The sequence below is a fragment of the Enterobacter sp. P82 genome (assembly GCF_037053385.1).
Lineage (GTDB): Bacteria > Pseudomonadota > Gammaproteobacteria > Enterobacterales > Enterobacteriaceae > Enterobacter.
Genome location: NZ_JBALHX010000001.1, coordinates 833,197 through 855,230 on the forward strand (window position 1 = coordinate 833,197; position 22,034 = coordinate 855,230).

Annotated in this window: 18 protein-coding genes; all 18 read left to right on the plus strand. The window is 53.2% G+C overall.

From position 1 onward, the window contains the following. Window position 1 precedes the first annotated feature (1 nt). Complete coding sequence (tssF, locus tag WB237_RS03880; RefSeq protein WP_336210486.1) at window positions 2–1,873, plus strand: type VI secretion system baseplate subunit TssF; 1,872 nt, start codon at window positions 2–4, stop codon at window positions 1,871–1,873. Further along, the gene (gene tssG, locus WB237_RS03885; protein WP_336210489.1) at window positions 1,870–2,913 is read left to right on the plus strand and encodes a type VI secretion system baseplate subunit TssG; all 1,044 of its coding nucleotides are present in this window, start codon (window positions 1,870–1,872) and stop codon (window positions 2,911–2,913) included. Before tssF ends, tssG begins: the two co-directional genes overlap by 4 nt. A gap of 38 nt (window positions 2,914–2,951) precedes the next feature. Next, the gene (gene tssH / locus WB237_RS03890) at window positions 2,952–5,567 is read left to right on the plus strand and encodes a type VI secretion system ATPase TssH (RefSeq protein ID WP_336210492.1); all 2,616 of its coding nucleotides are present in this window, start codon (window positions 2,952–2,954) and stop codon (window positions 5,565–5,567) included. Between the two features lie 24 nt (window positions 5,568–5,591). Next, window positions 5,592–7,025 carry a serine/threonine protein kinase gene (locus WB237_RS03895; protein WP_336210496.1) on the plus strand — a complete coding sequence of 478 codons (1,434 nt, stop codon included), beginning with the start codon at window positions 5,592–5,594 and terminating at the stop codon, window positions 7,023–7,025. 36 nt (window positions 7,026–7,061) lie between these two features. Beyond that, complete coding sequence (locus tag WB237_RS03900) at window positions 7,062–8,480, plus strand: phospholipase (RefSeq protein WP_336210498.1); 1,419 nt, start codon at window positions 7,062–7,064, stop codon at window positions 8,478–8,480. After that, window positions 8,477–9,238, plus strand: coding sequence for an ankyrin repeat domain-containing protein (locus tag WB237_RS03905; RefSeq protein WP_114976973.1), 762 nt, complete (start codon window positions 8,477–8,479; stop codon window positions 9,236–9,238). Before WB237_RS03900 ends, WB237_RS03905 begins: the two co-directional genes overlap by 4 nt. A 3-nt stretch (window positions 9,239–9,241) precedes the next feature. Beyond that, window positions 9,242–10,009 carry an ankyrin repeat domain-containing protein gene (locus WB237_RS03910; RefSeq protein WP_336210500.1) on the plus strand — a complete coding sequence of 256 codons (768 nt, stop codon included), beginning with the start codon at window positions 9,242–9,244 and terminating at the stop codon, window positions 10,007–10,009. Further along, the gene (locus WB237_RS03915; protein ID WP_336210501.1) at window positions 10,006–10,476 is read left to right on the plus strand and encodes a hypothetical protein; all 471 of its coding nucleotides are present in this window, start codon (window positions 10,006–10,008) and stop codon (window positions 10,474–10,476) included. The genes WB237_RS03910 and WB237_RS03915 overlap by 4 nt, the downstream gene beginning before the upstream one ends. A gap of 82 nt (window positions 10,477–10,558) precedes the next feature. Continuing rightward, window positions 10,559–10,957 carry an immunity protein Tsi6 family protein gene (locus WB237_RS03920; RefSeq protein WP_336210504.1) on the plus strand — a complete coding sequence of 133 codons (399 nt, stop codon included), beginning with the start codon at window positions 10,559–10,561 and terminating at the stop codon, window positions 10,955–10,957. A gap of 52 nt (window positions 10,958–11,009) precedes the next feature. Then, window positions 11,010–12,080, plus strand: coding sequence for an ADP-ribosylarginine hydrolase Tri1 (gene tri1 / locus WB237_RS03925; protein ID WP_336210507.1), 1,071 nt, complete (start codon window positions 11,010–11,012; stop codon window positions 12,078–12,080). Window positions 12,081–12,200: 120 nt separating this feature from the next. After that, window positions 12,201–12,635 carry a hypothetical protein gene (locus tag WB237_RS03930; protein WP_336210509.1) on the plus strand — a complete coding sequence of 145 codons (435 nt, stop codon included), beginning with the start codon at window positions 12,201–12,203 and terminating at the stop codon, window positions 12,633–12,635. A gap of 144 nt (window positions 12,636–12,779) precedes the next feature. Continuing rightward, window positions 12,780–14,702 carry a type VI secretion system Vgr family protein gene (locus tag WB237_RS03935; RefSeq protein ID WP_336210513.1) on the plus strand — a complete coding sequence of 641 codons (1,923 nt, stop codon included), beginning with the start codon at window positions 12,780–12,782 and terminating at the stop codon, window positions 14,700–14,702. Window positions 14,703–14,968: 266 nt separating this feature from the next. Further along, the gene (locus tag WB237_RS03940) at window positions 14,969–15,409 is read left to right on the plus strand and encodes a hypothetical protein (protein WP_336210516.1); all 441 of its coding nucleotides are present in this window, start codon (window positions 14,969–14,971) and stop codon (window positions 15,407–15,409) included. Further along, window positions 15,406–15,852 (plus strand): hypothetical protein, encoded by a 447-nt coding sequence (locus WB237_RS03945; RefSeq protein WP_336210519.1) that lies wholly within the window; start codon window positions 15,406–15,408, stop codon window positions 15,850–15,852. Before WB237_RS03940 ends, WB237_RS03945 begins: the two co-directional genes overlap by 4 nt. Before the next feature lie 153 nt (window positions 15,853–16,005). Then, complete coding sequence (locus WB237_RS03950) at window positions 16,006–16,446, plus strand: DcrB-related protein (protein WP_023330599.1); 441 nt, start codon at window positions 16,006–16,008, stop codon at window positions 16,444–16,446. Window positions 16,447–16,449: 3 nt separating this feature from the next. Next, the gene (locus WB237_RS03955) at window positions 16,450–20,859 is read left to right on the plus strand and encodes an RHS repeat-associated core domain-containing protein (protein WP_336210523.1); all 4,410 of its coding nucleotides are present in this window, start codon (window positions 16,450–16,452) and stop codon (window positions 20,857–20,859) included. After that, window positions 20,856–21,287, plus strand: a complete 432-nt coding sequence (locus WB237_RS03960; RefSeq protein WP_134708089.1) for an immunity 26/phosphotriesterase HocA family protein — start codon at window positions 20,856–20,858, stop codon at window positions 21,285–21,287. The genes WB237_RS03955 and WB237_RS03960 overlap by 4 nt, the downstream gene beginning before the upstream one ends. Window positions 21,288–21,430: 143 nt before the next feature. Then, on the plus strand, window positions 21,431–21,913 hold the full coding sequence (gene comJ, locus WB237_RS03965; protein WP_134708090.1) for a competence protein ComJ: 483 nt from the start codon (window positions 21,431–21,433) through the stop codon (window positions 21,911–21,913). The last annotated feature ends 121 nt before the right edge of the window (window positions 21,914–22,034 follow it).

Below are 22,034 nucleotides of genomic sequence, written 5' to 3' on the forward strand. Positions count from 1 at the left end.
CATGGAAAGTAAACTGCTCGAATACTACAACCGTGAACTGGCCTATCTGCGTGAAATGGGGGCCGAATTTGCAGAACGCTACCCTAAAGTCGCCGGACGGCTGGGCATGCGTGGCATCGAGGTTGCGGACCCGTATACCGAACGTCTGATGGAGGGCTTTGCCTTCCTGACGTCCCGCGTGCAGATGAAAATGGATGCGGAGTTTCCGCGTTTCTCTCAGCGCCTGCTGGAGATGATTGCGCCGAACTACCTCGCCCCGACCCCCTCAATGGCGATTGCTGAAATCCAGCCAGACAGTAGCCGGGGTGATCTGAGCAAAGGCTTTATCGTGCCGCGCGGCACTATGATGGACAGCCTGGCGCTGAAAAAAACCGGCGTGACCTGCAGCTATACCACTGCGCACGAGGTCAACCTGCTGCCGCTGAAAATCGAGAAAGTCGAACTGGGCGGGGTGCCTGCTGACCTGCCGCTGGCGCAACTGGGCCTGAGCCAACGGGGGATCAACAGCGCTTTGCGGATCCGCATCGCCTGCGACGGCCCGCAAAACCTCGGCCACCTGGATTTCGACCGTCTGGAATTTTTCCTCGGCGGTCCTGACATTGAAGCGCTGAAGCTGCTGGAGCTGGTGATGGAGCACCATGCCGGGATCGTCTGCCAGACGGTCAGCCCGCAGCCGCAGCGACAAGTGCTGGCGTCTGACGCTTTGCTTCAGGAGGGCTTTGAACCGGATCAGGCGCTGCTCCCGGACGATCTGCGTAACTTTGACGGTTATCGCCTGTTGCAGGAGTATTTTGCTTTTCCGGCACGTTTCCGCTTCATCAGCCTGAGCGGTCTGAGCAAGCTTATTGAGCGCTGCGAAGACGAAAAAGCCTTCGATATTTTCATTCTGCTGGATAAGTCGGATGAGCAACTGGAGCGCGTCGTTGATGCCAGTCATCTGGCGCTGCACTGTACACCGGTGATCAACCTGTTCCCGAAAGTGGCGGCGCGACAAAAGCTCAACGACGGTCAGCATGAATACCATCTGGTGGTGGATAACATTCGTCCGCTGGATTATGAAATTTACGCGGTGAAAAAAATCTTCGGCAGTGTCGATGGCCAGCGTGACGACCAGACGTTTCGTCCTTTCTGGAGTACCTGGAGCGGCGATGCGGGCAATTACGGTGCCTATTTTTCTCAGCGCCGGGAACAGCGCGTGCTCTCAGAACATGCTCTGCGTTACGGAACCCGTACCGGTTATATCGGCTCGGAGGTCTTTGTTTCGCTGGTGGATGAACAGCATGCACCCTGGCAGGAAAACCTGCGCTACATCTCTGCCGAGGTGTTGTGCACCAGCCGTGATCTGCCGCTGATGCTGCAGCAGGAGCTCGGGCAGTTCATTATGGCCGACTCCATGCCGGTGAAATCCCTGACCTTGCGTAAAGGCCCAACGCCACCGCGTCCGGCGCTGGCCGAAGGGTTCAGTACCTGGCGGCTTATCAGCCAGTTGCAGATGAACTACCTCAGCCTGATGGACAGCGAAAATGAAGAGGGCGCGGCTGCGTTGCGTCAGCTGTTAGGGCTGTATGCCAACCTGGCAGAAACGCCCGTTGCGCGTCAGGTCGAAGGGGTTCGTCACTGCGTGCTGGAACCCGTGCACCGTCGTGTTCCTGAACCCGGCCCGGTCGTTTTCGCCCGTGGGATCGGTATTACCCTGACGGTGGATGAGCGGGCGTTTTCCGGCGCCAGCCCCTGGCTTTTTGGCAGCGTGCTGGAGCGCCTGTTTGCCCGACTGGTGTCGATCAACAGCTTCACTGAGTTCACCCTGCAAAGTCAGCAGCGCGGCGAGATCGGCTACTGGGCACCGCGGATGGGTAAAAGGGCGCTGCTATGAGTGACGTTGCTGTCGCACCGCTGCGCGTCCAGCGCCTGACACCGTTGCCGGATACGTTCTGGCATGGCGTTCGCGAGACCCCGTGGCGCTACGATCTGTTCCAGCTCTTAAGGCGTATTGATGCTCAGGGCGGCGAGCGCTACCCGCTGGGACGCGCGCCACTGCCAAAGTTTGAGCCGTTACGCATCGGTCAGCAGCCGTCGATGAGTTTTGCGCCGTCGACGGTGGCACAAGTCGGCCTGCGGGAGGAAAGCGGGCTGCATGAGGTGTCTATCCTCAGCTTCGGTCTGTTTGGCCCTAATGGCCCGCTGCCGGTACACATGACCGAGTACGCCCGCGAGCGTATTCATCATCACCAGGACACCAGCCTGAGTGCGTTTGCCGATCTGTTCCATCATCGTCTGACGCTGCTGTTTTATCGCGCGTGGGCGGATGCGCAGCCTGCGGTCTCTCTGGACCGTGCCGATAACAAGCGCTTTGAGGGGTATCTGGCGTCGCTGATTGGCATGGGGCAGCCGGGCCAGATGGAAAATGGCAGCCTGAGCTCGCATGCCCGCTTTACCCACGCCGGGCACCTGACCCGTCACGGGCGGGATCCCGAGGGGCTGGAGAAGATCCTGCGCAACTATTTTAAAGCGCCGGTCAAACTGGTAAGCAACGTGCCGCAGTGGATGCCGCTTTCACCGCGTGAGCAGGCACAGTTAGGCGAAGGACGTCGTTTGCCTCGCCTGGGCGAATCTGCGTTTCTCGGCGTTGCCGTCCGCGACGTGCAGCACAAGTTTCGCATCGACATTGGCCCGCTGAGCGCGGAGGAGTACAACCGTTTTCTGCCGGGCGAAGCGTGGGTCACCGAGCTGCGCGACTGGGTGCGCCAGTATCTTGGGGTGGAGTTTGAATGGGAAACACGGGTGATCTTGCGTGAAGACGCGGTACAGGGCACCACGCTCGGCAGCGCCGGACGATTAGGCTATAACACCTGGCTGGGACTTCAGCCGCAGCCTGTCCCGCGTGGCGACCTGGTGTATCGCGCAGAGCGGTAATCCTTCCGTATACCGAATTATTGTTAATGGAAACTAACATGTCAGAAATTAGCCGTGCCGTGCTTTTCGGCAAACTGGATACGCTGTTATTTACCTCTCTGGAAAGCGCCACTGCGTTCTGCAAGCTGCGCGGCAACCCCTATGTTGAGCTGGTGCACTGGCTGCATCAGTTGATGCAGCAGCAGGACGGCGATCTGCAGCAGGTCATCCGCCACTTTGGTCTCGACGAACAGCAACTGACGCGTGATATCGTGGCCGCGCTGGACGCACTTCCGCGCGGCGCGAGTTCCGTTTCCGATCTCTCTGAACATATTGACAGCGCTGTGGAACGCGCCTGGGTATTCGGCTCGCTGAAGTTTGGTGTCAGCCGTATTCGTGGCGGGCATTTGCTGATCGGCATACTGAAAACCTGGAATCTGGCTAACGTGCTGAAAAGCATCTCTGCACAGTTTACTCGCCTTAACGTCGAGGTGCTGATTGAGCAGTTCGACGCTATTTGCGCCAACAGCAAAGAGACGCAGCAGGCTGCTGCCGCAGCGGATGTGCCAGCCGGTGCAGTACCGGCTGCACAGGGCACGCTGGCCCAGTATGGTCAGGACCTGACTGCGCGTGCCCGTGAAGGGAAAATTGACCCGGTGGTCGGGCGTGATGAAGAGATCCGCCAGATGGTCGACATTCTGATGCGCCGCCGCCAGAACAACCCGCTGCTGACCGGAGAAGCCGGGGTCGGGAAAACGGCGGTGGTGGAAGGGCTGGCGTTGCGTATCGCCGACGGCGACGTGCCGGAACCGCTGCAAAATATTCAACTCTGGCTGCTGGATATCGGCATGCTACAGGCCGGTGCAGGCATGAAAGGCGAGTTCGAAGCACGTCTGCAGGCATTAATCAATGAAGTGCAGTCCAGCGCTACACCGATCATTCTGTTCATTGATGAGATCCACACTCTGATTGGCGCAGGTGGCCAGCAGGGGACCGGTGATGCGGCGAACCTGCTCAAGCCTGCCCTCGCTCGCGGGCAACTGCGTACCATTGGGGCCACCACCTGGGCAGAGTACAAAAAATATATTGAGAAAGATCCGGCGCTGACCCGTCGTTTCCAGACAGTGCAGGTTCACGAGCCGGATGAAGCCAAAGCCATTCTGATGCTGCGCAGCACCGTCTCGCCGCTGGAGACCCATCACCAGGTCCTGTTGCTGGACGAAGCGGTCAGCGCGGCAGTGAAGCTGTCGCATCGCTACATTCCGGCGCGTCAGCTACCGGACAAAGCTGTTGCATTGCTTGATACCGCCTGTGCCCGCGTCGCGGTCAGCCAGAGCGCGCCACCTGCGCAGCTGGAAGACTGCCTGCGCCATCTTGCCGCGCTGGACGTGGAAATTGAGATAGCGGAACGCGAAGCCCGCGTGGGGGCAGGTGACGTCGATCGCGTCACGGCATTACTTGCAGATCGCGACGTGTATGAAACAAAACGCGAAACCCTGGCCCAGCGTTGGGAAGAGGAACGCAACCTGGTGCAGGAGATTATCCGCCTGCGTGCCGCGCTGTTTGCAGCGGGCGACGACGATACCGCTGAGCTTCGCCGCCAACTGGTGGAACAGCAGAATGCGCTGAATGCCTTGCAGGGTGATGAACCGCTGCTGTTCGCGGCGGTGGATGAAAACGTGGTCGCTGCAGTGGTCTCCGACTGGACCGGCATCCCGCTGGGCCGGATGGTGAAAAACGAGATCGACGCGGTGCTGAACCTCGCCGACACGCTCAACCAGCGCGTTATTGGCCAGCGTCATGGTCTGGATCTCATTGCCCGCCGCGTCAAAACCTCACGGGCGAAACTCGACGACCCGAACAAACCGGTCGGGGTCTTTATGCTGTGTGGCCCGTCTGGCGTCGGTAAAACCGAAACCGCACTGGCGCTTGCGGAATCGCTGTATGGCGGCGAGCAGAATGTTATTACCATCAACATGAGTGAGTTTCAGGAAGCGCACACCGTTTCCACCTTAAAAGGTGCGCCTCCGGGATACGTAGGGTATGGTGAAGGCGGAGTGTTAACCGAGGCCGTACGCCGCCGCCCGTACAGTGTGGTGTTGCTGGATGAAATTGAAAAAGCGCACCCGGACGTACACGAGATCTTCTTCCAGGTCTTCGACAAAGGCTGGATGGAAGACGGCGAGGGTCGCCACATTGATTTCCGTAACACCATAATTATTCTGACGTCTAACGTTGGCACCGATCTGATCAGCGCCATGTGTGCCGATCCGGAGCTGATGCCGGAGCCAGACGCCCTGAGCGGCGCGCTTCGCCAGCCACTGCTGGAAGTATTCCCGCCAGCGCTGCTGGGCCGCCTGCTGGTGGTGCCGTACTACCCGCTCAGTGACGAGATGCTGGGGCTGATTGTTCGCCTGCAGCTCAAGCGCATTCAGCGTCGTCTGGAAGAGAATCACAGCATTATTTCTGAGTTTGACGACAGCGTGGTGGAACAAATTGTTCAGCGCTGTACCGAGGTGGAGTCTGGTGGTCGCATGGTGGACGCTATCCTGACCAACACCCTGCTGCCTCAGATGAGCCAGATCTTACTTACCGCCAGCCGCAGCGACGAGCAGTACCGACGTCTGCATGTCACCTGCGAGCAGGGCGAGTTTCACTGTCAGTTTGCCGCGTAATAATCATCAAGAGAACTGTAAAAGATGACGGATAATGATAACAATCGGACTGTTCCAAACGCGCTCCCGGTCGGGTATCGCTTCAACGAGTTTGAAATCAAAGAGGTGATCGGCGGCGGTGGATTCGGCATCGTCTATCGCGCGTGGGATCATCAGCTCGAACGCACTATCGCTATCAAAGAATTTATGCCTTCTTCGCTCGCCGTGCGTGGCGATGACATGACCCTCGTGCTGCGCAGTGAGCGCTTTGGCAAAGCCTTTTCCGCAGGCCTGAACAGCTTTATTCAGGAAGCCCGTCTGCTGGCGCGTTTTAACCACCCGAACCTGCTGCACGTCCTGCGTTTTTGGGTACAAAACGACACGGCCTATATGGGGACGCTGTTTTACAGCGGTACCACGCTTTCTCGCCTGCGTGAAGAAAAGCCGGAGCTGATTAACGAGGCCTGGATCCGTCGTACGCTGCCGATGCTGTTTGGCGCGATTAAGACCATCCATGACGAGGGTTATCTGCACCGTGACATCTCCCTGGATAACATTCAAATTCAGGAGAACGGTCTGCCGGTACTACTCGATTTCGGCTCCGCACGTCGCACTATTGGTAACCTGTCTGACGAAACGGAAACCATGTTGCGCCCTGGCTTTGCGCCGATTGAGCAGTACACCGACGACAACGAAAGCGAGCAGGGCCCGTGGACAGATATTTATGCCCTCGGCGCGGTGTTGCGTACGCTAATCGTGGGATCACCGCCGCCAGTCAGCGTGGTGCGTTCGATCCAGGACACTTGCAAACCGCTGGTCGAGTTGATGCCTCAGGGCTATTCCATTCCACTGCTGCAGGCCATTGACCGCGCGCTGTCGCTGCACATGGAAGACCGTCCGCAGTCAATCGACGAGTTCGCCGCGCTGATTGAGATGCCGGTCGCCGGTATCAACGATGTGCTGACGGCGAAAAAACCTGGCACGATGCTGGTTCCGGTGGAAGAGGAAAAACCGGCTTCTGTACTCGACTGGCGTCGCTACAAGATCCCTGGGATGGTTGCCGCAGGTGTGCTGGTGGGTGTTGTCGCCGGAGGGATGCTGTTTAGTGGCGGTCATGATGCGCCGGAGCAGGCTGCACAAGCGCCGGAAGCGTCTCGCCCGACGGAAACCGCATCTAACACGCCAGAAGTAAAACCTGAACCCGAGAAGGTGAGCGAGCAAGCGGCAACGCCTGAGACCGCGCAACCGAGCCCGCCACCAGTTGAGGCCAGCCCGATTGCCCTGGTTTACATTCGCATTCTTGATGGCGAGACGTTAAAAGTGAACGGCGAGACAAAAGCACTGCGTCCGGCGACCAACGGCTATGCATCGCTGAAATTGCCGGCGGGTGAGATCAGAATTGAACTGGAAGGGAATGGAAGAACCCGTACCCAGACGCTGGATATTGCGAAGCCTGGCACCTGGCTGGTGAATCCATAAGTAAGGTAGACAGGGACAGGTAACAGGACGGAGCGAATGTATAACATTAAGTTTGTCTATCTTTTCAACGAGAATGTCTCGCCAGCGCTTTTTGCGAAAATTATCCGCCCGTCCGTTGCCGGGCAGTGGATTATGTCGGTTCCTGACAATTCGCTGCGCTCCCTGTTCACGCGCTACGATTTGCTGCACGCCATCACAGGCGCGAATCCTTATCAGTCAGGGCGTGATACCCGTAAGCTGATTGTGCAGGATCTCGATATGGGCAGGGTCGTTGCTATCGACGAGAGCTATCGCAACTGGTCGTCGGTGACGGAGATGTTTTATATCAATGCCGATGGCCGTCTGCAGGCCGCCTCGTTGAACGGTCTGGGCTGGTACCCGGTAAGTACCATTGTCGATCGTTACGAAACGATGGTGCGAACCTATGGTTCTCGCCCTGCGCCAACAGTGCTGCCGAAGCAGGTTGTGAAATCCAAAACGGCACAGATGCCGGATAAGCCGACACCGGGCAAAGACGGTAAAACCTACGCGGCGCAACTGCAGGAGATGACCAAGGCAGAGCGCTGGCAGGTACGTAAGGATCTGATTGCGAAGGGAAGCAATAGCGTGTATCCCGACGCGCAGATTGCGGCTAAACGCCTGGCGGCGAATAATATCGCGGTAGAGAAAGCGAAACTGGCGGAGAATGTGTATAAGACCGTGAACCCGCTGGAAACCACGCCTGGGGTGCCTGAGGGGTGGAAGGATATTAGTAATGATGCAAATGCGTTGAAGAAATTTGGTCTGGAAAAGGAAGTTCTTTTTGATCATGCTGATACGCCTGATTTCCTGGCGCGAGTTTATCAACCTGATTCTGCGGTTTTTGGCAGTGACATGAACCCAACATTAGTGTTCAGAGGATCAAGGCAACCTGAGTTTTTTCCCACGAAGAACATGTCTGACTGGATAAACAATGGTGCGCAGGGTTTAGGTATGGAGTCGGATTATTATAAGCGGGCAGTACGTTTGGGATCACGTCTAGCTAAGTCGGTATCCAAAATTGATATCGCAGGCCACTCTCTGGGAGGTGGGTTGGCTTCTGCTACCTCTATTGCAAGCGGTCAAGCGGGATGGACATTTAATGCAGCTGGTTTGCATTCAAGCACTGTTGAAAAATATGGCGGAAGCTTGCTGGGTGAGTCGAATAATATTCAGGCTTATCGCGTTGAAGGCGAACTGCTGACAAAAGTACAGGAAGTTAATCTTGCGGAAGACTATAAAATGTTGAAAGGTCACATACCAACACTTATAGCCAAAGAAGAAATCTCTGCCATTATGCCCAATGCTGCCGGTGTCGTACACGATCTTCCCGGTGGGACAGGAGGTCCGTTGGATCGCCATGGGATTGGTCAGGCAATAGATTGCATTGAACAGCAAAAGGATGAAGACATTTCAATTATCAGGAGTCGAGCATGAAATCATTCTTATCAGGCTGGATAATGCTTTGTTTGATTTTAATGGTTCAGGGGTGTAAACAAAATATGGATTTAAAACCAGATAATTATTTTAGCGGACAACAGCTCACATTAGCTCGTGCAATCCAGAATGGTGAAGTTGATGGGGTTATTAAATTAGCTTCAGAGGTGGATTTAAATAAGCCCGGTAAAGAAGATATGACATTGTTATTTTGGGCTGTAATGAATTCGATAAATAATAAAAAAACACCGAAGCAGTTAAGCATTATCACCAGTCTGATTAAAGCGGGTGCAGATCCTCTGCAACCGAGACCACAAGGAAAAAATAGTCCAGCTGAGTTCGTTTTAATGGCAGATAGTGCAGACTGGATCAAGGCGATGTTGGATGCAGGGTTATCGCCTAATGCTGTTGATAAAACCTTCGACAAACCGATAATTTTCCAAACTCTTGAAGCCAAAAATACTGAGACGTTGCAGGCTATGCTTGATAAAGGTGCCGATATAAATGTCACCGATTCTTTAGGAAATACGTTACTTATTGATGCCCTGGATTTCCACTCGTATGATCATGTTCTTCTTTTACTTGAACGTGGAGCTGACCCTGAAATCAAAGCAGATAATGGATGGACGATGGGTAATCAATTGCAGCGTTTCCTGAGCAGGGCGAAGGAAGGCAGCGACGAATATAAAAAACTTAACGAAATTAAAGAGGCTCTTATTCAACATGGCGGGAAATGGCCGCCGGCTCCGGTTAGATAGCATATGCATTTCACTGCTCGCCTGATGCTGATTTTCATCGTTCTGTTACAGGGATGTAGACAGAATTCAGATCAAAACCCACAAGACTACTTCAGCGGCCAGCAACTTGTTCTGGCTCAGGCTATTGAAAGCGGCAAGATAGATGAAGTTAAAAAACGTCTAACGGGAACCGATCTCAACAAGCCTGGTCAGCGTGATATGACGCTGCTTTTTTGGGCGCTGATGAATACGCTCTATGATAAGAAAACGCAACCGCGCCTACAGATTGTCACGGAGCTGATAAGGGCTGGAGCCGACCCGCTTCAACCAAGGCCTAATGGAAAAAGTAGCCCGGCAGAATTTGTTCTTATGGCGGACAGTGGTGACTGGATAAAGGCGATGCTGGATGGTGGATTATCACCCGTTGCTGAAGACAAGACATTTCACGAACCCATAATATTTGAAACCATCAAAGCTCAAAATACTGACACTCTCGTTGTTATGTTAGATCGGGGGGCTGACATTAACGTCACCGACTCACTTAATAGCTCATTATTGTTTGAAGCCTTAAATTACCATGCTTATGAGCACGTCATGCTACTATTGAATCGTGGTGCTGATACTGAAATCAAAGCCAAGAATGGCTGGACGGTGGGTAATCAACTTCAACGTTATCTGGATAGGGCTAAAAAAGATAGCGACGAGTATAAAGACCTTATTGCTATTAAAGAATCACTTATTCGACATGGTGGTAAGTGGCCACCAGAGCCGGTCAAAAGAGGGTTTGAGTGAATATAACCGCGAAAAATAAAATATTCTATTTCTGGGGCATTATGGATGTCATTGGTATTGTGTTTTATTCAATTGGCCCATACCACTTGCTTCAGTCATGGTGGGATTCTACAGGCGGGAACTTTGGTGTCATCATCTTTATGCTGATAGCAGGAGGGATAAATGGCATATTGGCGGGGCTTTTTTACCTCGTTTACCTTCTGTGGCCGGTTTCATTATGCTTCTCTGCCTGGTTTTTTTTCTCAACGCACCGATATGCCGTCCGGTTTGCTCTGGCGCAGGAACTACTGCGCCTGCTCACCATGAGTTGTTCGGTGACCTTGTTCCCAATGATTATAGTCGGTCTGGGAATGAGTGTTATTCCTCTCAATATCACGCTGTTTGTTTTTTCTGAAATAGTGAAAATTGGTTCGCTCATATTTGTAATGAAAAGATTAAGTACGGGTGGTGGGGCTGAAACAAAATAGTATGTAACGTGGCCTGGTGATCAGTATGTCGTCAGCGAGATCTGCCATCAGAATAATATCCCACAACCCGACGAGTATGATCATGATGGCGAGAAAAATTATGTCTATCTTAACTGAACTGGACTATGTCGAAAGGGCACTCATACTGGCGCAAAAAAGATATGCAGAACTCTGTGACAAGCACCCAAAGACGCCGCTATTACAAATGTATGACTCGATTGTGCAACAGTTACTCGCCCTGAAAACGATTGTGGTCGAAAAACATGCTGACAAGTCCGTACTAAAGAATATGACTTTTGGCATTTTTGCGGTTAAAGAATTCGAAAACTCAGATGAACTCTTTTTCGACAGGCTGGCGGATGCATGGTATATCGTTGATCAGCTTAGCCGTGGCGTAAAAGTGAATTTGCCGCATGAAGTTAATCCTGACTATGTTCAGCAACAACGCGCTCTGGCGGAAAAATACCCTGACGAATTTTGAGAATTATGGATGCCATTTTGTCTGCGTGTCTTTCACTCTTGAAGGAGCCATAATGGTCGATCTTCACAGCGAAGATGCGGTAATTAATCACTATGCCGACCGTTACCGCAATCTTATGCCGCTAAACATCAGGAAGTCGGTGCAGCAAAAAAGTACCGCTGATGAGCAACCGTATGATGTCTGGGACGAAACATTGCCGCTCGTCACAACGGAAGCTTTTTCTCGCGATAAAGCGCTAGGTGCGTTAGTGGGGCTGGCAGTTGGCGATGCCGTCGGGACAACGCTTGAATTTAAAGCACGGGACAGCGAACACGTTAGTGATATGCAGGGTGGTGGACCCTTCATGTTAAGAGCTGGTGAATGGACTGACGATACCTCCATGGCTTTGTGTGTGGCGGAAACTTATCTTGCTGAAAATCGAATGCATACTGATAGCCTGAGAAAGTTTCTTCTGAGGTGGTATCAAACTGGAGAGAACAGCAGTAACGGATGTTGTTTCGATATTGGCAATACAACGCGTTTCGCTCTGGAACAATATCTTCGCGTCGGGGCTTCCTGGTATGGTAACACTCAGAAACATACCGCGGGGAATGCCGGAATTGTTCGCCAGGCACCTGTGTCGATTTTTCGTCGAAAGTCACTCCGGGCGATTTATTTTGAATCGCAGGCGCAGAGCAGAGCAACTCACGGGGCAGTAGAGTCTATAGATGCATGTCAATTTCTGGGGCTGATTCTTCATCATCTGATTAATGGTCATCAAAAAGAAGAGGCATTTTCACCCCACGTTTTTCCTTTGTGTGCACGGGTCATGATAATCAACGCTGGTGAGTATAAGCATAAAGCCCGTCATCAGATTCGTTCCAGTGGTTATGTTATCGATACGCTTGAGGCCGCGATGTGGTCCGTATGGAATACGGATAATTTCCGGGATGCAATTCTACTGGCCGCCAATCTTGCCGATGATGCTGACAGCGTTGCGGCAACGGCGGGACAAATAGCCGGAGCATTATATGGTTATTCCGGTATTCCGCAGGACTGGAAAAACACACTCGTACAACACGAACGTATTGCCACAATGGCAGGTGAATTATTCGATAGAGCACCTGAGGATACTTTCCTGTAATAATAATTTTTGACCGTTTATTGCAACCTACGCTTCGCTGATAACGGGGATGGGATAATTATTATAGAGTGTTTCCCAGCCCTGCCAGAAGATTAAAACGCATAAGTGTGGAACGTTACGATGCATTGGTTTTTCTTTACTCTCTTTATGATCTGGACGTTAGTGCTTGTCTGGAATGGGAAAGATTATTTTAACAAGAAACAGTGGTTTCTGACGGGGGGAATGTTTGTTCTTGTGTTAGTGGGTACGGTCGTTATTGGCTTTACCCTGAAATGGCTAGCTCAGTCAATGTCATTGTTTTCTGTCGCAACGGCGAAACAATATTCGATTATCTTTTCCATGTCCTTCCTGTGCATATGGGGATTAAAGGTTACCGTAGTGCTGCTCTGTACGATTTTTTCCAGAATTATGGGTGGGCACAAGAGTTACAACGCAGAGAATTATGAAAAAATATCGTCTGTAACACGCATTGTTGCACCTGGCTTACTTATCGTTGCTAAATGCGTAGTTACCCTGGCGAGTGTCCTTATGTTTTCAGGTTTATGGTTAAAGTAAGCACAAGGAAATATGGTTTTATTTTTGTGGAAAGAAAATTAAATCTTAAAACTACTCATTATCGCATCAACAGCGTTTTCGCTTTTCGTATTGACGATGAGTTAACTTCTGTCACTGAGATTAGTCCATAGTGGAATAAAGATTATGCTCAACCGAATTACCGTTCAGCTCCCGGTGGAGGGGCTTCTTTTCTGGAAACTGACGGGCCGCGAGGCGATGTCCGAATCGTTCGCGCTGACGCTGACGCTGCTCGGCAAGGATGCGCGCATTGACCGCAGTAAACTGCTGGGGCAGCCGGTCACGGTCACCATTCCGACGCAGAATCTGCTCACTTCCCGCTACATCAACGGCAAAGTCACACGTGTGGGGGTTAGCGCCGTTGAACTGACGGGCACCCGCTATGCGGTCTATCAGTTGACGGTAGAGCCAGATTTGTGGTCGATGAAACGTGACCGTAACCTGCGTATCTTCCAGGGCCAGACGGTGCCACAGATTGTGAAAACCCTGCTGGGTGAGCATCAGGTCAACGTTGAGGATAAACTCACCGGCAGCTACCGGGTGTGGGATTACTGCGTGCAGTATCAGGAGTCCAGTCTGGACTTCATCAGCCGTCTGATGGAGCTGGAAGGGATTGCGTATCACTTTAATCACGAAGCGGACAAACATACGCTGGTGCTGACCGACGCCGCGACGCAGCATCAGCCGTTCAGTGGCTATGAGGTCATTCCTTACCACCAGACACCGTCCGGCGGCAGTACGGACGAAGAGGGCATCAGCCAGTGGGCGCTGGAAGACAGCGTCACGCCGGGGATTTACAGCCTCGACGATTATGACTTCCGCAAGCCGAATGCGTGGTTGTTCCAGGCTCAGCAGAACCCGGCGTCACCGAAACCGGGCAGCATCGACGTCTACGACTGGCCGGGTCGCTTTGTGGAAACAGGGCATGCGGAGTTCTATGCCCGTATACGCCAGGAGCGCTGGCAGGTGGAGCATCAGCAGATTCAGGCCACCGCGACGGCGGCAGGAATTGCGCCAGGCCACACCTTCACGTTAACCAACGCGCCGTTCTTCAGCGATAACGGTGAGTATCTGGTGACGGCCGCCGGTTACCACCTCGAAGAGAACCGCTACGCCAGCGGCGAGGGGGAAACCATTCACCGTACCGATTTCACGGTCATCCCGTCGGCGGTGGTCTACCGTCCGGCGCAGTCCACGGCATGGCCACGCACCTACGGGCCGCAGACCGCGAAAGTGGTGGGACCGCAGGGGGAAAGTATCTGGACGGATAAATATGGCCGCGTGAAGGTGAAATTCCACTGGGACCGTCTGGCGAAGGGCGATGACACCAGCTCCTGCTGGGTACGCGTGTCGAGCGCCTGGGCGGGCCAGGGCTACGGCGGAGTGCAGATCCCGCGCGTCGGCGATGAGGTGGTGGTGGACTTTATCAACGGCGACCCGGACCGTCCGATTATTACCGGCCGTGTGTACAACGATGCGAGCATGCCGCCGTGGGCGCTACCGGCTGCGGCGACGCAGATGGGCTTTATGAGCCGCACGAAAGACGGTTCCGTCGACAACGCCAACGCCCTGCGTTTTGAGGACAAAGCAGGTGCAGAGCAGGTGTGGATCCAGGCCGAGCGCAATATGGATACCAGCGTTAAAAACGATGAAACGCACAGCGTCGGCGGGGAACGCAGCCATTATGTTAAGAAAAATGAATTGCATCGGGTGGAAGCAAACCAAATCCAGGCCGTAAAAGGCGGAACCGAAATCCTGACGGGTAAAGGCAAGCTGGATGCGGCGGTAGAGCAGTATGTCATTGCTTCCGGAACGAAGCTGCGGCTGGTCTCAGGTGAAAGCGCCATTGAGCTGAATGCTAACGGCAAAATCAACCTAATCGGGAAAGAGTTTAACTTCTTCGTGGAAGGGGATGGTTATATCACCACTGGCGGTAAGCTGCATCTGAATACCTCTGGTACAAATCCAGGTACCACGGCACCGGGGGCGGGACATAAAGGGGATATTGATGCGGCGGTGCAGGAGAAATTTACGACCAAAGGTGAGTAAGGCAGGAGCGGTGCTTGCCGCTCACTTAAAACGTTATCCGTTATGAATCTGAGTGCTGCACTGCTTCGGTTTCACCATGAAAAAACCTGACTCTCTTGCTTTAGTCTTCATTTTTCTCCTGTGGTGAGAAACGCAATACACATTCCTTAATGACAAATAACGTGAAAAAGTGCATCCCGACATATCTCTGCTGTGCCCTGATGTTGACCTGTCTGAGCAGTTATGAGGTATTGGCTCAACAAGTTTTAGTAAAACAGGATTTTTCTGTGCAGGTAAAAGACCATACTGTCGCATTGGGCGACAGGTGGACTCATTACGTTGCGCGTAAAATCGAGGTGCCGGTTGAAGGGAATTTTGTTGGTGAGGTTCCTTTTGACGGAACCAATTATAAATTCTACCAGCATCAAAGGGCTGGGTTAGAAATATTCAGTTCCAATCTCTGGTGGGATAAAGCGGAAAGACGCGTTGATGATTATATCGTGTCGCAGATTACGCTGACGGTAGCGGATATCAAAACGCCGCGTGGTATCCATGTGGGTTCAACGACGACGGAACTGAATAAAGCATACGGTGAGGGTCTGGTCGAAAATGCTTCCGGGGAACGGTGGGTTTCCTATGAATTGGGTAAGAAATTGCTCTCTTTTGAGATTAAAGACAGCAAGATCGCAAAAATAACAATGAATTACGATAATGGTACTTCAGAGTGATTATGACCAGAAAATATTTGGCAGCTGCCTTGCTCGCAGCTTTATTGACTGGCACTGTTGAACCGTCATTTGCACTTGAATTATCGCAATACAATAACCTCGATACGGTAAGTCGCATCGTTGACGACAGTGCAGTGACAGACAATCTCAGGAAGGCGCTGGGCCGAGATTATGAGACGTTTATTGATAACTTTGATGTCTTTGGTGAACCGCATACCACCCCAGGTGGCGGTTTGTTTGTTGAAGGCTGGCTAAAAGATCTTTATCAAGAGAACGCATCAGCTCTGGTCATCAATCCTGACGGCAAAATCTTTGCGGCCTGGGTGGTTCCGGAGTCGGACGTTATACAATATCGGTCATCTGATAATAGTCCGGATATTCATGCCGATATTCGGCAATGGGCCGCCAGATTCAAGACGATGCATTTTGCAACGATGAACTAATCAAGATTATGCACCGTAAAATTTATTGTCAGCAAAGGCAGCCATATTTTAGTCGACCAGTCAGGTCATTGGCTTACAAAATAAAATAGCCAGCCAACAGGCCAGCGTGGATTGGCCATTCCTCTCTCAATAGTCATCATCCCGAGTTCACTTATGAAATACACCCTTCAGGAAGGTTCGTTTTCCCTATTCCCTGCTGCCTGGCAGGATAACAGCATGAACATTATTCGTGATGACGAAAGCGGGTTGTCCGTGGTGGTCAGCCGCGGCGTTATCCCGGATGGCAGCGACTACGAACAAGAGTTCCACCGCCAGTGGGATGTGCTGCGTCCTCAGATGGGTGAGATTGCCCAGAGTGAATTCCGCAACGTAAAAGCGGGTCCGGATGGAAAAATTAACGGGCTGGAAGTTGAGACCACCTTTGACCGTAATGGCCAGCGCCTGTGGCAAAAACAGCTGGCCGTTCAGACACCGGGCAAACCGGTATTGATGATTTTTACCCTTTCGGCACTCAGAGCCTTCACCGAAGAGGACGAGGTGCGCTGGAGCGCGCTTAAGCAGAGTCTGACGCTAAACGACAACCGGAATGTGTAAGGCATGAGCGATAACAACGCGGCCCGTAAGGGCGACGAGATTATTCACTCCAGCATTTTTGCTGACATCACCAGCATTGTGGCGGAAGGTGCCGCCTATGCGGTGATCGGTGCGGCGGTGGGCGCGGCAGCCACCGTGGCTGCACCATTGCTGGGGGCGGGGGCTGCTGCCGCAGGTGTGGCGGCGATTGGTTCCAGCTGTTTGCTGAGCGGCATCATTGGCGGTGTGCTGGCAAACGTGGCGGGCATCACCGACGATATCAGCAACGCAGCGGAGGGATTAGGCAATGCGCTTTTCCCGCCATCACCTGCGGGTAAAATCACCACCGGCTCGAATAATGTTCTGACGAATGCGATCCCTGCTGCACGCGCGGCGGGCACGCTGACCCCCGCGGATACCCCTTCACCCGAACCGCAGTCCCCGGGTAGCTTTGCCGATTACGCGGGCATGCTGCTTTCCGCTGCCGGACAATTCGGCAGTGAAATGTGGCAGCCGAGTGTGGCATCTGCCGCTGCGGGGACTTCGCCGCTGGAAGAGGACAAGGTGGCGTGCGAAAAACACTCCGGGCCGCAGTATCTGGCAGAAGGTTCCAAGAGCGTCTTCATCAACGGACAACCCGCTGTGCGTGCGAAAGATCGCACCACTTGCGAAGGCACCGTTTCCGACGATGTCTCCCCGAACGTGATCATCGGCGGCGATACGCTGACGGTCCGCGATATCAAAAGCGGCAAAACGCCTGGGCTGGCGCTGGGGATGATTGCGCTCTCCTTGCTGCGCGGGCGTCCGGGCAAGATCCTGAAAAACATGCCCTGTGCGCTGGCGGCAGCCGGCGGCGGGATGCTGGCCGATATGGCCGTCAATGCCGTGTTTGGCTCCTCGCATCCGGTTCACGCCGCCACCGGCGTGAAGGTGTTGAATGACGACGACGAGCTCGACTTCTCGCTGCCGGGGCGTTTCCCGCTTCGCTGGCAGCGCAGCTATAACAGCCTGACTACCCGCGAAGGGCTGTTTGGCCTGGGCTGGGCTACCACCTTTGACAGCTATCTGAAGCTGGAAGAGAACAACGCCACCTGGTTCGATGAAACCGGACGAGAGCTGACTTTTGAACTGCCGCCGGTTGACCACGCGTTTTACAGCATCAGCGAAGGTATCATTATCCGCCGTAATGAGAGCGGCGACGTGGCGATTGCCGACGATGACGGCGCGGTGTGGCGTCTGTATAAACCAACCCGGGCGGAGCCATCTACCCTGCGTCTGGCCTCTCTCAGCGACGAATACGGTAACGCGCTGCTGACGGAGTGGGACGAGCACGGCAGGCTGGTCGGTCTGCACGATGAGTTGCGGGCGATAGACGTCACCCTGCGCTATGAAGATGAACGTTTCCCGCAGCGTGTTACCGCTGCCAGTCATTTTGACGGTAACCAGACATGGCCGCTGATGCAGTGGCGCTACGATGCGCGCGCACAGCTGGCGAGCGCGACGGATGCCTCCGGCGTGGTGACGCGTGAATACCGCTATAACGACCACGGCCTGATGGTCTGGCATCGCCTGCCGGGCGGTCTGGAAAGTGAATACCGCTGGAAAAAATTTGACCACTGGCGCGTAGTGGAAAACCGCACCAGCACCGGGGATGGCTGCCGCTTTACCTACGATCTGGATGCCGGGCTGACCACCGTTGAACACTACGATGGTCAAAAACGTCAGCACTACTGGAACGCGCAAAATCTGATAGTCCGCTACGTTGACGAGCGTGGCGAGAACTGGCGCTACGCGTGGGATGACAACGAACTCCTCACGCAACGTATCGATCCGCTCGGGAACGTCGTCACCTTCGTCTACGACGACATGGGCAACCGGGTGCAGGAGATCGACGCCGACGGCAATGCCCGTACCACGACCTGGCTGGAGCACCGTGCGCTGCCGTCAGCCATCATTGAAGCCGACGGCAGCGCCACCCGGTTCTGGTACGACGAACATCACGGTCTGAAGCGCATGGTGGACCCGATGGGGCAGACCACGCAGCTGCGACGGGATGAGTTCGGTCAGGTGGTTGAAGAGGTGAACGCCGCCGGGAACAGCCGCTACCAGGAGTACAACGAGGCCGGACAAGTCGTGCGTGCGACGGACTGCTCTGGCCGCACGACCCGCTATCGTTATCATCCGCTGGGCTGGCTGACGGCTGAGATAGGCGCTGACGGTGAAGAGACCCATTACCGCTACGACGCGGCAGGGCGTCCGGTGCAGCTCGATCGCCCGGAAGGCTGGACGGAGTCGCTCAAATGGAACGAACGTGGCCTGCCGGTGAAGCATGCTGGCGCAGACGGGAAAGAAAGTGAGTTCAGATACGATGAGGCAGGGCGCTTAACCGCCACCCGCAATACCCGGGGCGAAGAGGTTCGCCGCCGCTGGGACAGCCGCGGGCGTCTGATTGCTCTGGAAAACGAAAACGGCGAAGCGTATCAGTTCCGCTGGGGCGCAGACTCGTTGCTGCTGGAAGAGGTGGGGCTCGATGGCGTGGCCTCGCAGTATCGCTATGATGCCTGCGGGCGCACGATTGCGCGCACCTTTGCTGCCGGTCATCCGGATTCCATCACTCATGCTTTCGCCTGGAGCGCGGGCGGCCAGCTTGTCGCCCGCACCACGCCGGAAGGGCAGACCCGCTACCATTACACCCCGTCTGGGCTGTTAAGCCGGATTGGACTGCACCCTGCGCTTTCGGCCGACGCGTGGAGCACGGAGGCTGAGCAGGAGCTCGCCTTTAAGTATGACGCGCTCGGTCGCGTGACGCGCGAAGCGGGTGAGCACGGTGAGCTGGCGTGGGAGTATGATGCGCTGGGCAACCGCACTTCCGTCACGCTGCCCGATGGCCGCGAGCTTAAGCAGTTCTACTACGGCAGCGGGCATCTGCTCAGCATTGCCCTCGATAAGCTGTCGGTCTCCGACTTTACCCGCGACGAACTCCACCGGGAGACGAGCCGTTCCCAGGGGCTGCTGACCACCCGCAGCGAGTACGACCGCCTCGGCCGCCTGCATCGCCGGGACGTCTTTACCGGCAACGCTCAGCGCCCTTCGCCGCGTCGCTGGTCCCGCCGCTGGGATTACGACTATCGCAACAACCTGGTGCGGGAAGAGCGGGACGATAATCCGTTCAGCTGGTACCGCTGGCAGTACGACAGCGCCGGACGGCTGCTCGTTCAGGACGGTACGCTGCCCGGCCAGGAGCACTGGCGCTGGGATGCTGCCGGTAACCCGCTCGAAGGATCTGCTGAGAAGGTCACGCACAACCGCCTGACGCAGCTGAACGGCATTCGCTGGCGGTATGACATTCACGGCCGCACCGTGGAGAAGGATAACGGCCAGACTCGCTGGCATTACCGCTACGACGGTGAACATCGCCTGACGGAGGTCATCAGCCAGCCGCGGGATCGCAACAAACCGCAGACGCAGGTGAGCTTCCGCTACGATCCGCTCGGACGCCGCATCAGCAAAACGCGCCGCCAGATGCTGGGCGGTCAGCCGGTCGGTAAGCCGGTCACCACCCGGTTTGTCTGGGAGGGGTTCCGCTTGCTGCAGGAAGTGCACGGGGATGTGCCGCTGACCTACGTCTACAGCGACCAGGACAGCTACGACCCGCTGGCACGTATTGACGGCGTTGATGCGCCGGAGATTTTCTGGTTCCACTGCCAGCCCAACGGCACGCCGGAGCGGATGACGGATATCGAAGGGCAGGTGCGCTGGGAAGGGGTGAACAGCGCCTGGGGCAAGCTGTTGCGGGAAAGCGAGACGCAGCTATCAGGATATTCCCAGAACCTGCGGATGCAGGGGCAATACCTGGACCGTGAGACAGGGCTGCACTACAATCTGTTCCGGTATTACGACCCGGACTGCGGAAGGTTTACGCAGCAGGACCCGATAGGGTTAAATGGCGGGTTAAATCTTTACAGCTATGCTCCTAATCCTATAATCTGGACAGATCCTTTAGGTCTAACACCTTGTAAGGGTTTACCTTCTACACGTAGGGCTGGGGGAACAGGCAAACATTATGATCCTGTAAATGGACAAGGGTTGTATGTGCTACACGATGGAAAGAATATTATCTATGTAGGACGTGGGGATGCACCAACGCGTTTAAATAGCCATGCAAATACACCGGGTAAATCTCATTTGGAACAGCTGACTATATTTGATAATAATTTGACCAAGGCTGAAGCTAAATACTTGGAACAAAGAATTATGGATCTTAATGGTGGAGCTAAGTCAACGAATTCCTTAACAAATCTCCTCAATAAAATCAGATCATATAGTCCTAATAACCCAAATGCTAGCACATATGATATTGCGGGTCATAGCAGTGATTGGGGTGGGAAAGTATTGAAAGATGCGTTATCAATTCTGAAAGGTAATGGTTTATGAAAGTAAAATATAAAGAGGGTGACATTTTTGTCATTCCATTGAGTAATGGGGAATATGCGATTTGTCATATTGTTTTTGCTCCAAGCAAAAAATTTAAGCAAGCAATAGGGTTCTGCATATTATCATTACAGCATACTGAAGAACTTATGGATAGCGGTTCATTAACGCCTTTAGTTTTTGAAAAGTTTGGTAAGGAGATGAAAGTTATCTTTACTGGCAACCAAAATATCAGCAAAGGCGTTTGGAAAATTATTGGTTACGCTGATCTCACAGAAGAAAAAAAACAACTGAAAATATTTAATTATGCAGGTGGTTTGTATAATGGAGAGGACGAAATCAGGAGATTATCTGTTGCGGAATACCCTAATTACACAACAATGGGGGTATCAGGGTTTGAGCTTGTCGATAACATTCTGACCAATATTTGAGTATCAGGGGAAGGGTGCTTCCCCTGTCACCTTTCGTATTACAGCAACTCATTAACGCCTTGAAAAATATCACGGGAATTTTATTTTTTGATGGCCTGGCCTCACATTATAGGTAGAGCGAGAATAAAAATAGAGGTAATGTAATGAATGATAAAAAAATACAAATAGTTGACCTACTGATTTCGCATAGTCAAATATTTTTACGTTCCCGAGATTATGACGAAAAACTGAGTCAGTGGGGAAAAGGCAATGTTTCTCAAGGTGCTGTTCTACACAAGGATTATGTTATATTCGATCCATTACCAGAGGACGCGTTTGGAGCAAACGTCAATATCAAAATAGAGAATGCTTTCAAATTGGATGAAAATGCTCAGCGCTGTATTGTTGTACCATTTTTCATTACGGATAAACATAAGCTGCAAATCGCTTCTGTAACTGAGAAATTCGATTTAAATATAGATGTGAACGATAAGGTTTATTCACTCTTTTATGAGATTTGTGAAGGGGATGAAATTTACTATAATTTCACTCTTGTACCGACAAAAGAAGCTATTACTGCTAAGTTTTTGCTAGATGACCCTTGGGGAGGAATAAAAGATTATCCTCTCAAAGAAGGTTTTTTTTAAGTTAATATAAAATAAGTTAAAATTGGAATATAAAAAAACTACGTCACGCCACTGTATGGAGTTTTCGTTCAAAATAAATCAAAAATAAAACAAGAAGTTAATCACATCGCTGTCTGTGACG

What these genes read in the sequence shown, in the direction of transcription:
- tssF (WP_336210486.1), top strand. Translation starts at nt 2, where the DNA reads ATGGAAAGTAAACTGCTCGAATACTACAACCGTGAACTGGCCTATCTG.
- tssG (WP_336210489.1), top strand. Translation starts at nt 1,870, where the DNA reads ATGAGTGACGTTGCTGTCGCACCGCTGCGCGTCCAGCGCCTGACACCG.
- tssH (WP_336210492.1), top strand. Translation starts at nt 2,952, where the DNA reads ATGTCAGAAATTAGCCGTGCCGTGCTTTTCGGCAAACTGGATACGCTG.
- WB237_RS03895 (WP_336210496.1), top strand. Translation starts at nt 5,592, where the DNA reads ATGACGGATAATGATAACAATCGGACTGTTCCAAACGCGCTCCCGGTC.
- WB237_RS03900 (WP_336210498.1), top strand. Translation starts at nt 7,062, where the DNA reads ATGTATAACATTAAGTTTGTCTATCTTTTCAACGAGAATGTCTCGCCA.
- WB237_RS03905 (WP_114976973.1), top strand. Translation starts at nt 8,477, where the DNA reads ATGAAATCATTCTTATCAGGCTGGATAATGCTTTGTTTGATTTTAATG.
- WB237_RS03910 (WP_336210500.1), top strand. Translation starts at nt 9,242, where the DNA reads ATGCATTTCACTGCTCGCCTGATGCTGATTTTCATCGTTCTGTTACAG.
- WB237_RS03920 (WP_336210504.1), top strand. Translation starts at nt 10,559, where the DNA reads ATGATGGCGAGAAAAATTATGTCTATCTTAACTGAACTGGACTATGTC.
- tri1 (WP_336210507.1), top strand. Translation starts at nt 11,010, where the DNA reads ATGGTCGATCTTCACAGCGAAGATGCGGTAATTAATCACTATGCCGAC.
- WB237_RS03930 (WP_336210509.1), top strand. Translation starts at nt 12,201, where the DNA reads ATGCATTGGTTTTTCTTTACTCTCTTTATGATCTGGACGTTAGTGCTT.
- WB237_RS03935 (WP_336210513.1), top strand. Translation starts at nt 12,780, where the DNA reads ATGCTCAACCGAATTACCGTTCAGCTCCCGGTGGAGGGGCTTCTTTTC.
- WB237_RS03950 (WP_023330599.1), top strand. Translation starts at nt 16,006, where the DNA reads ATGAAATACACCCTTCAGGAAGGTTCGTTTTCCCTATTCCCTGCTGCC.
- WB237_RS03955 (WP_336210523.1), top strand. Translation starts at nt 16,450, where the DNA reads ATGAGCGATAACAACGCGGCCCGTAAGGGCGACGAGATTATTCACTCC.
- WB237_RS03960 (WP_134708089.1), top strand. Translation starts at nt 20,856, where the DNA reads ATGAAAGTAAAATATAAAGAGGGTGACATTTTTGTCATTCCATTGAGT.
- comJ (WP_134708090.1), top strand. Translation starts at nt 21,431, where the DNA reads ATGAATGATAAAAAAATACAAATAGTTGACCTACTGATTTCGCATAGT.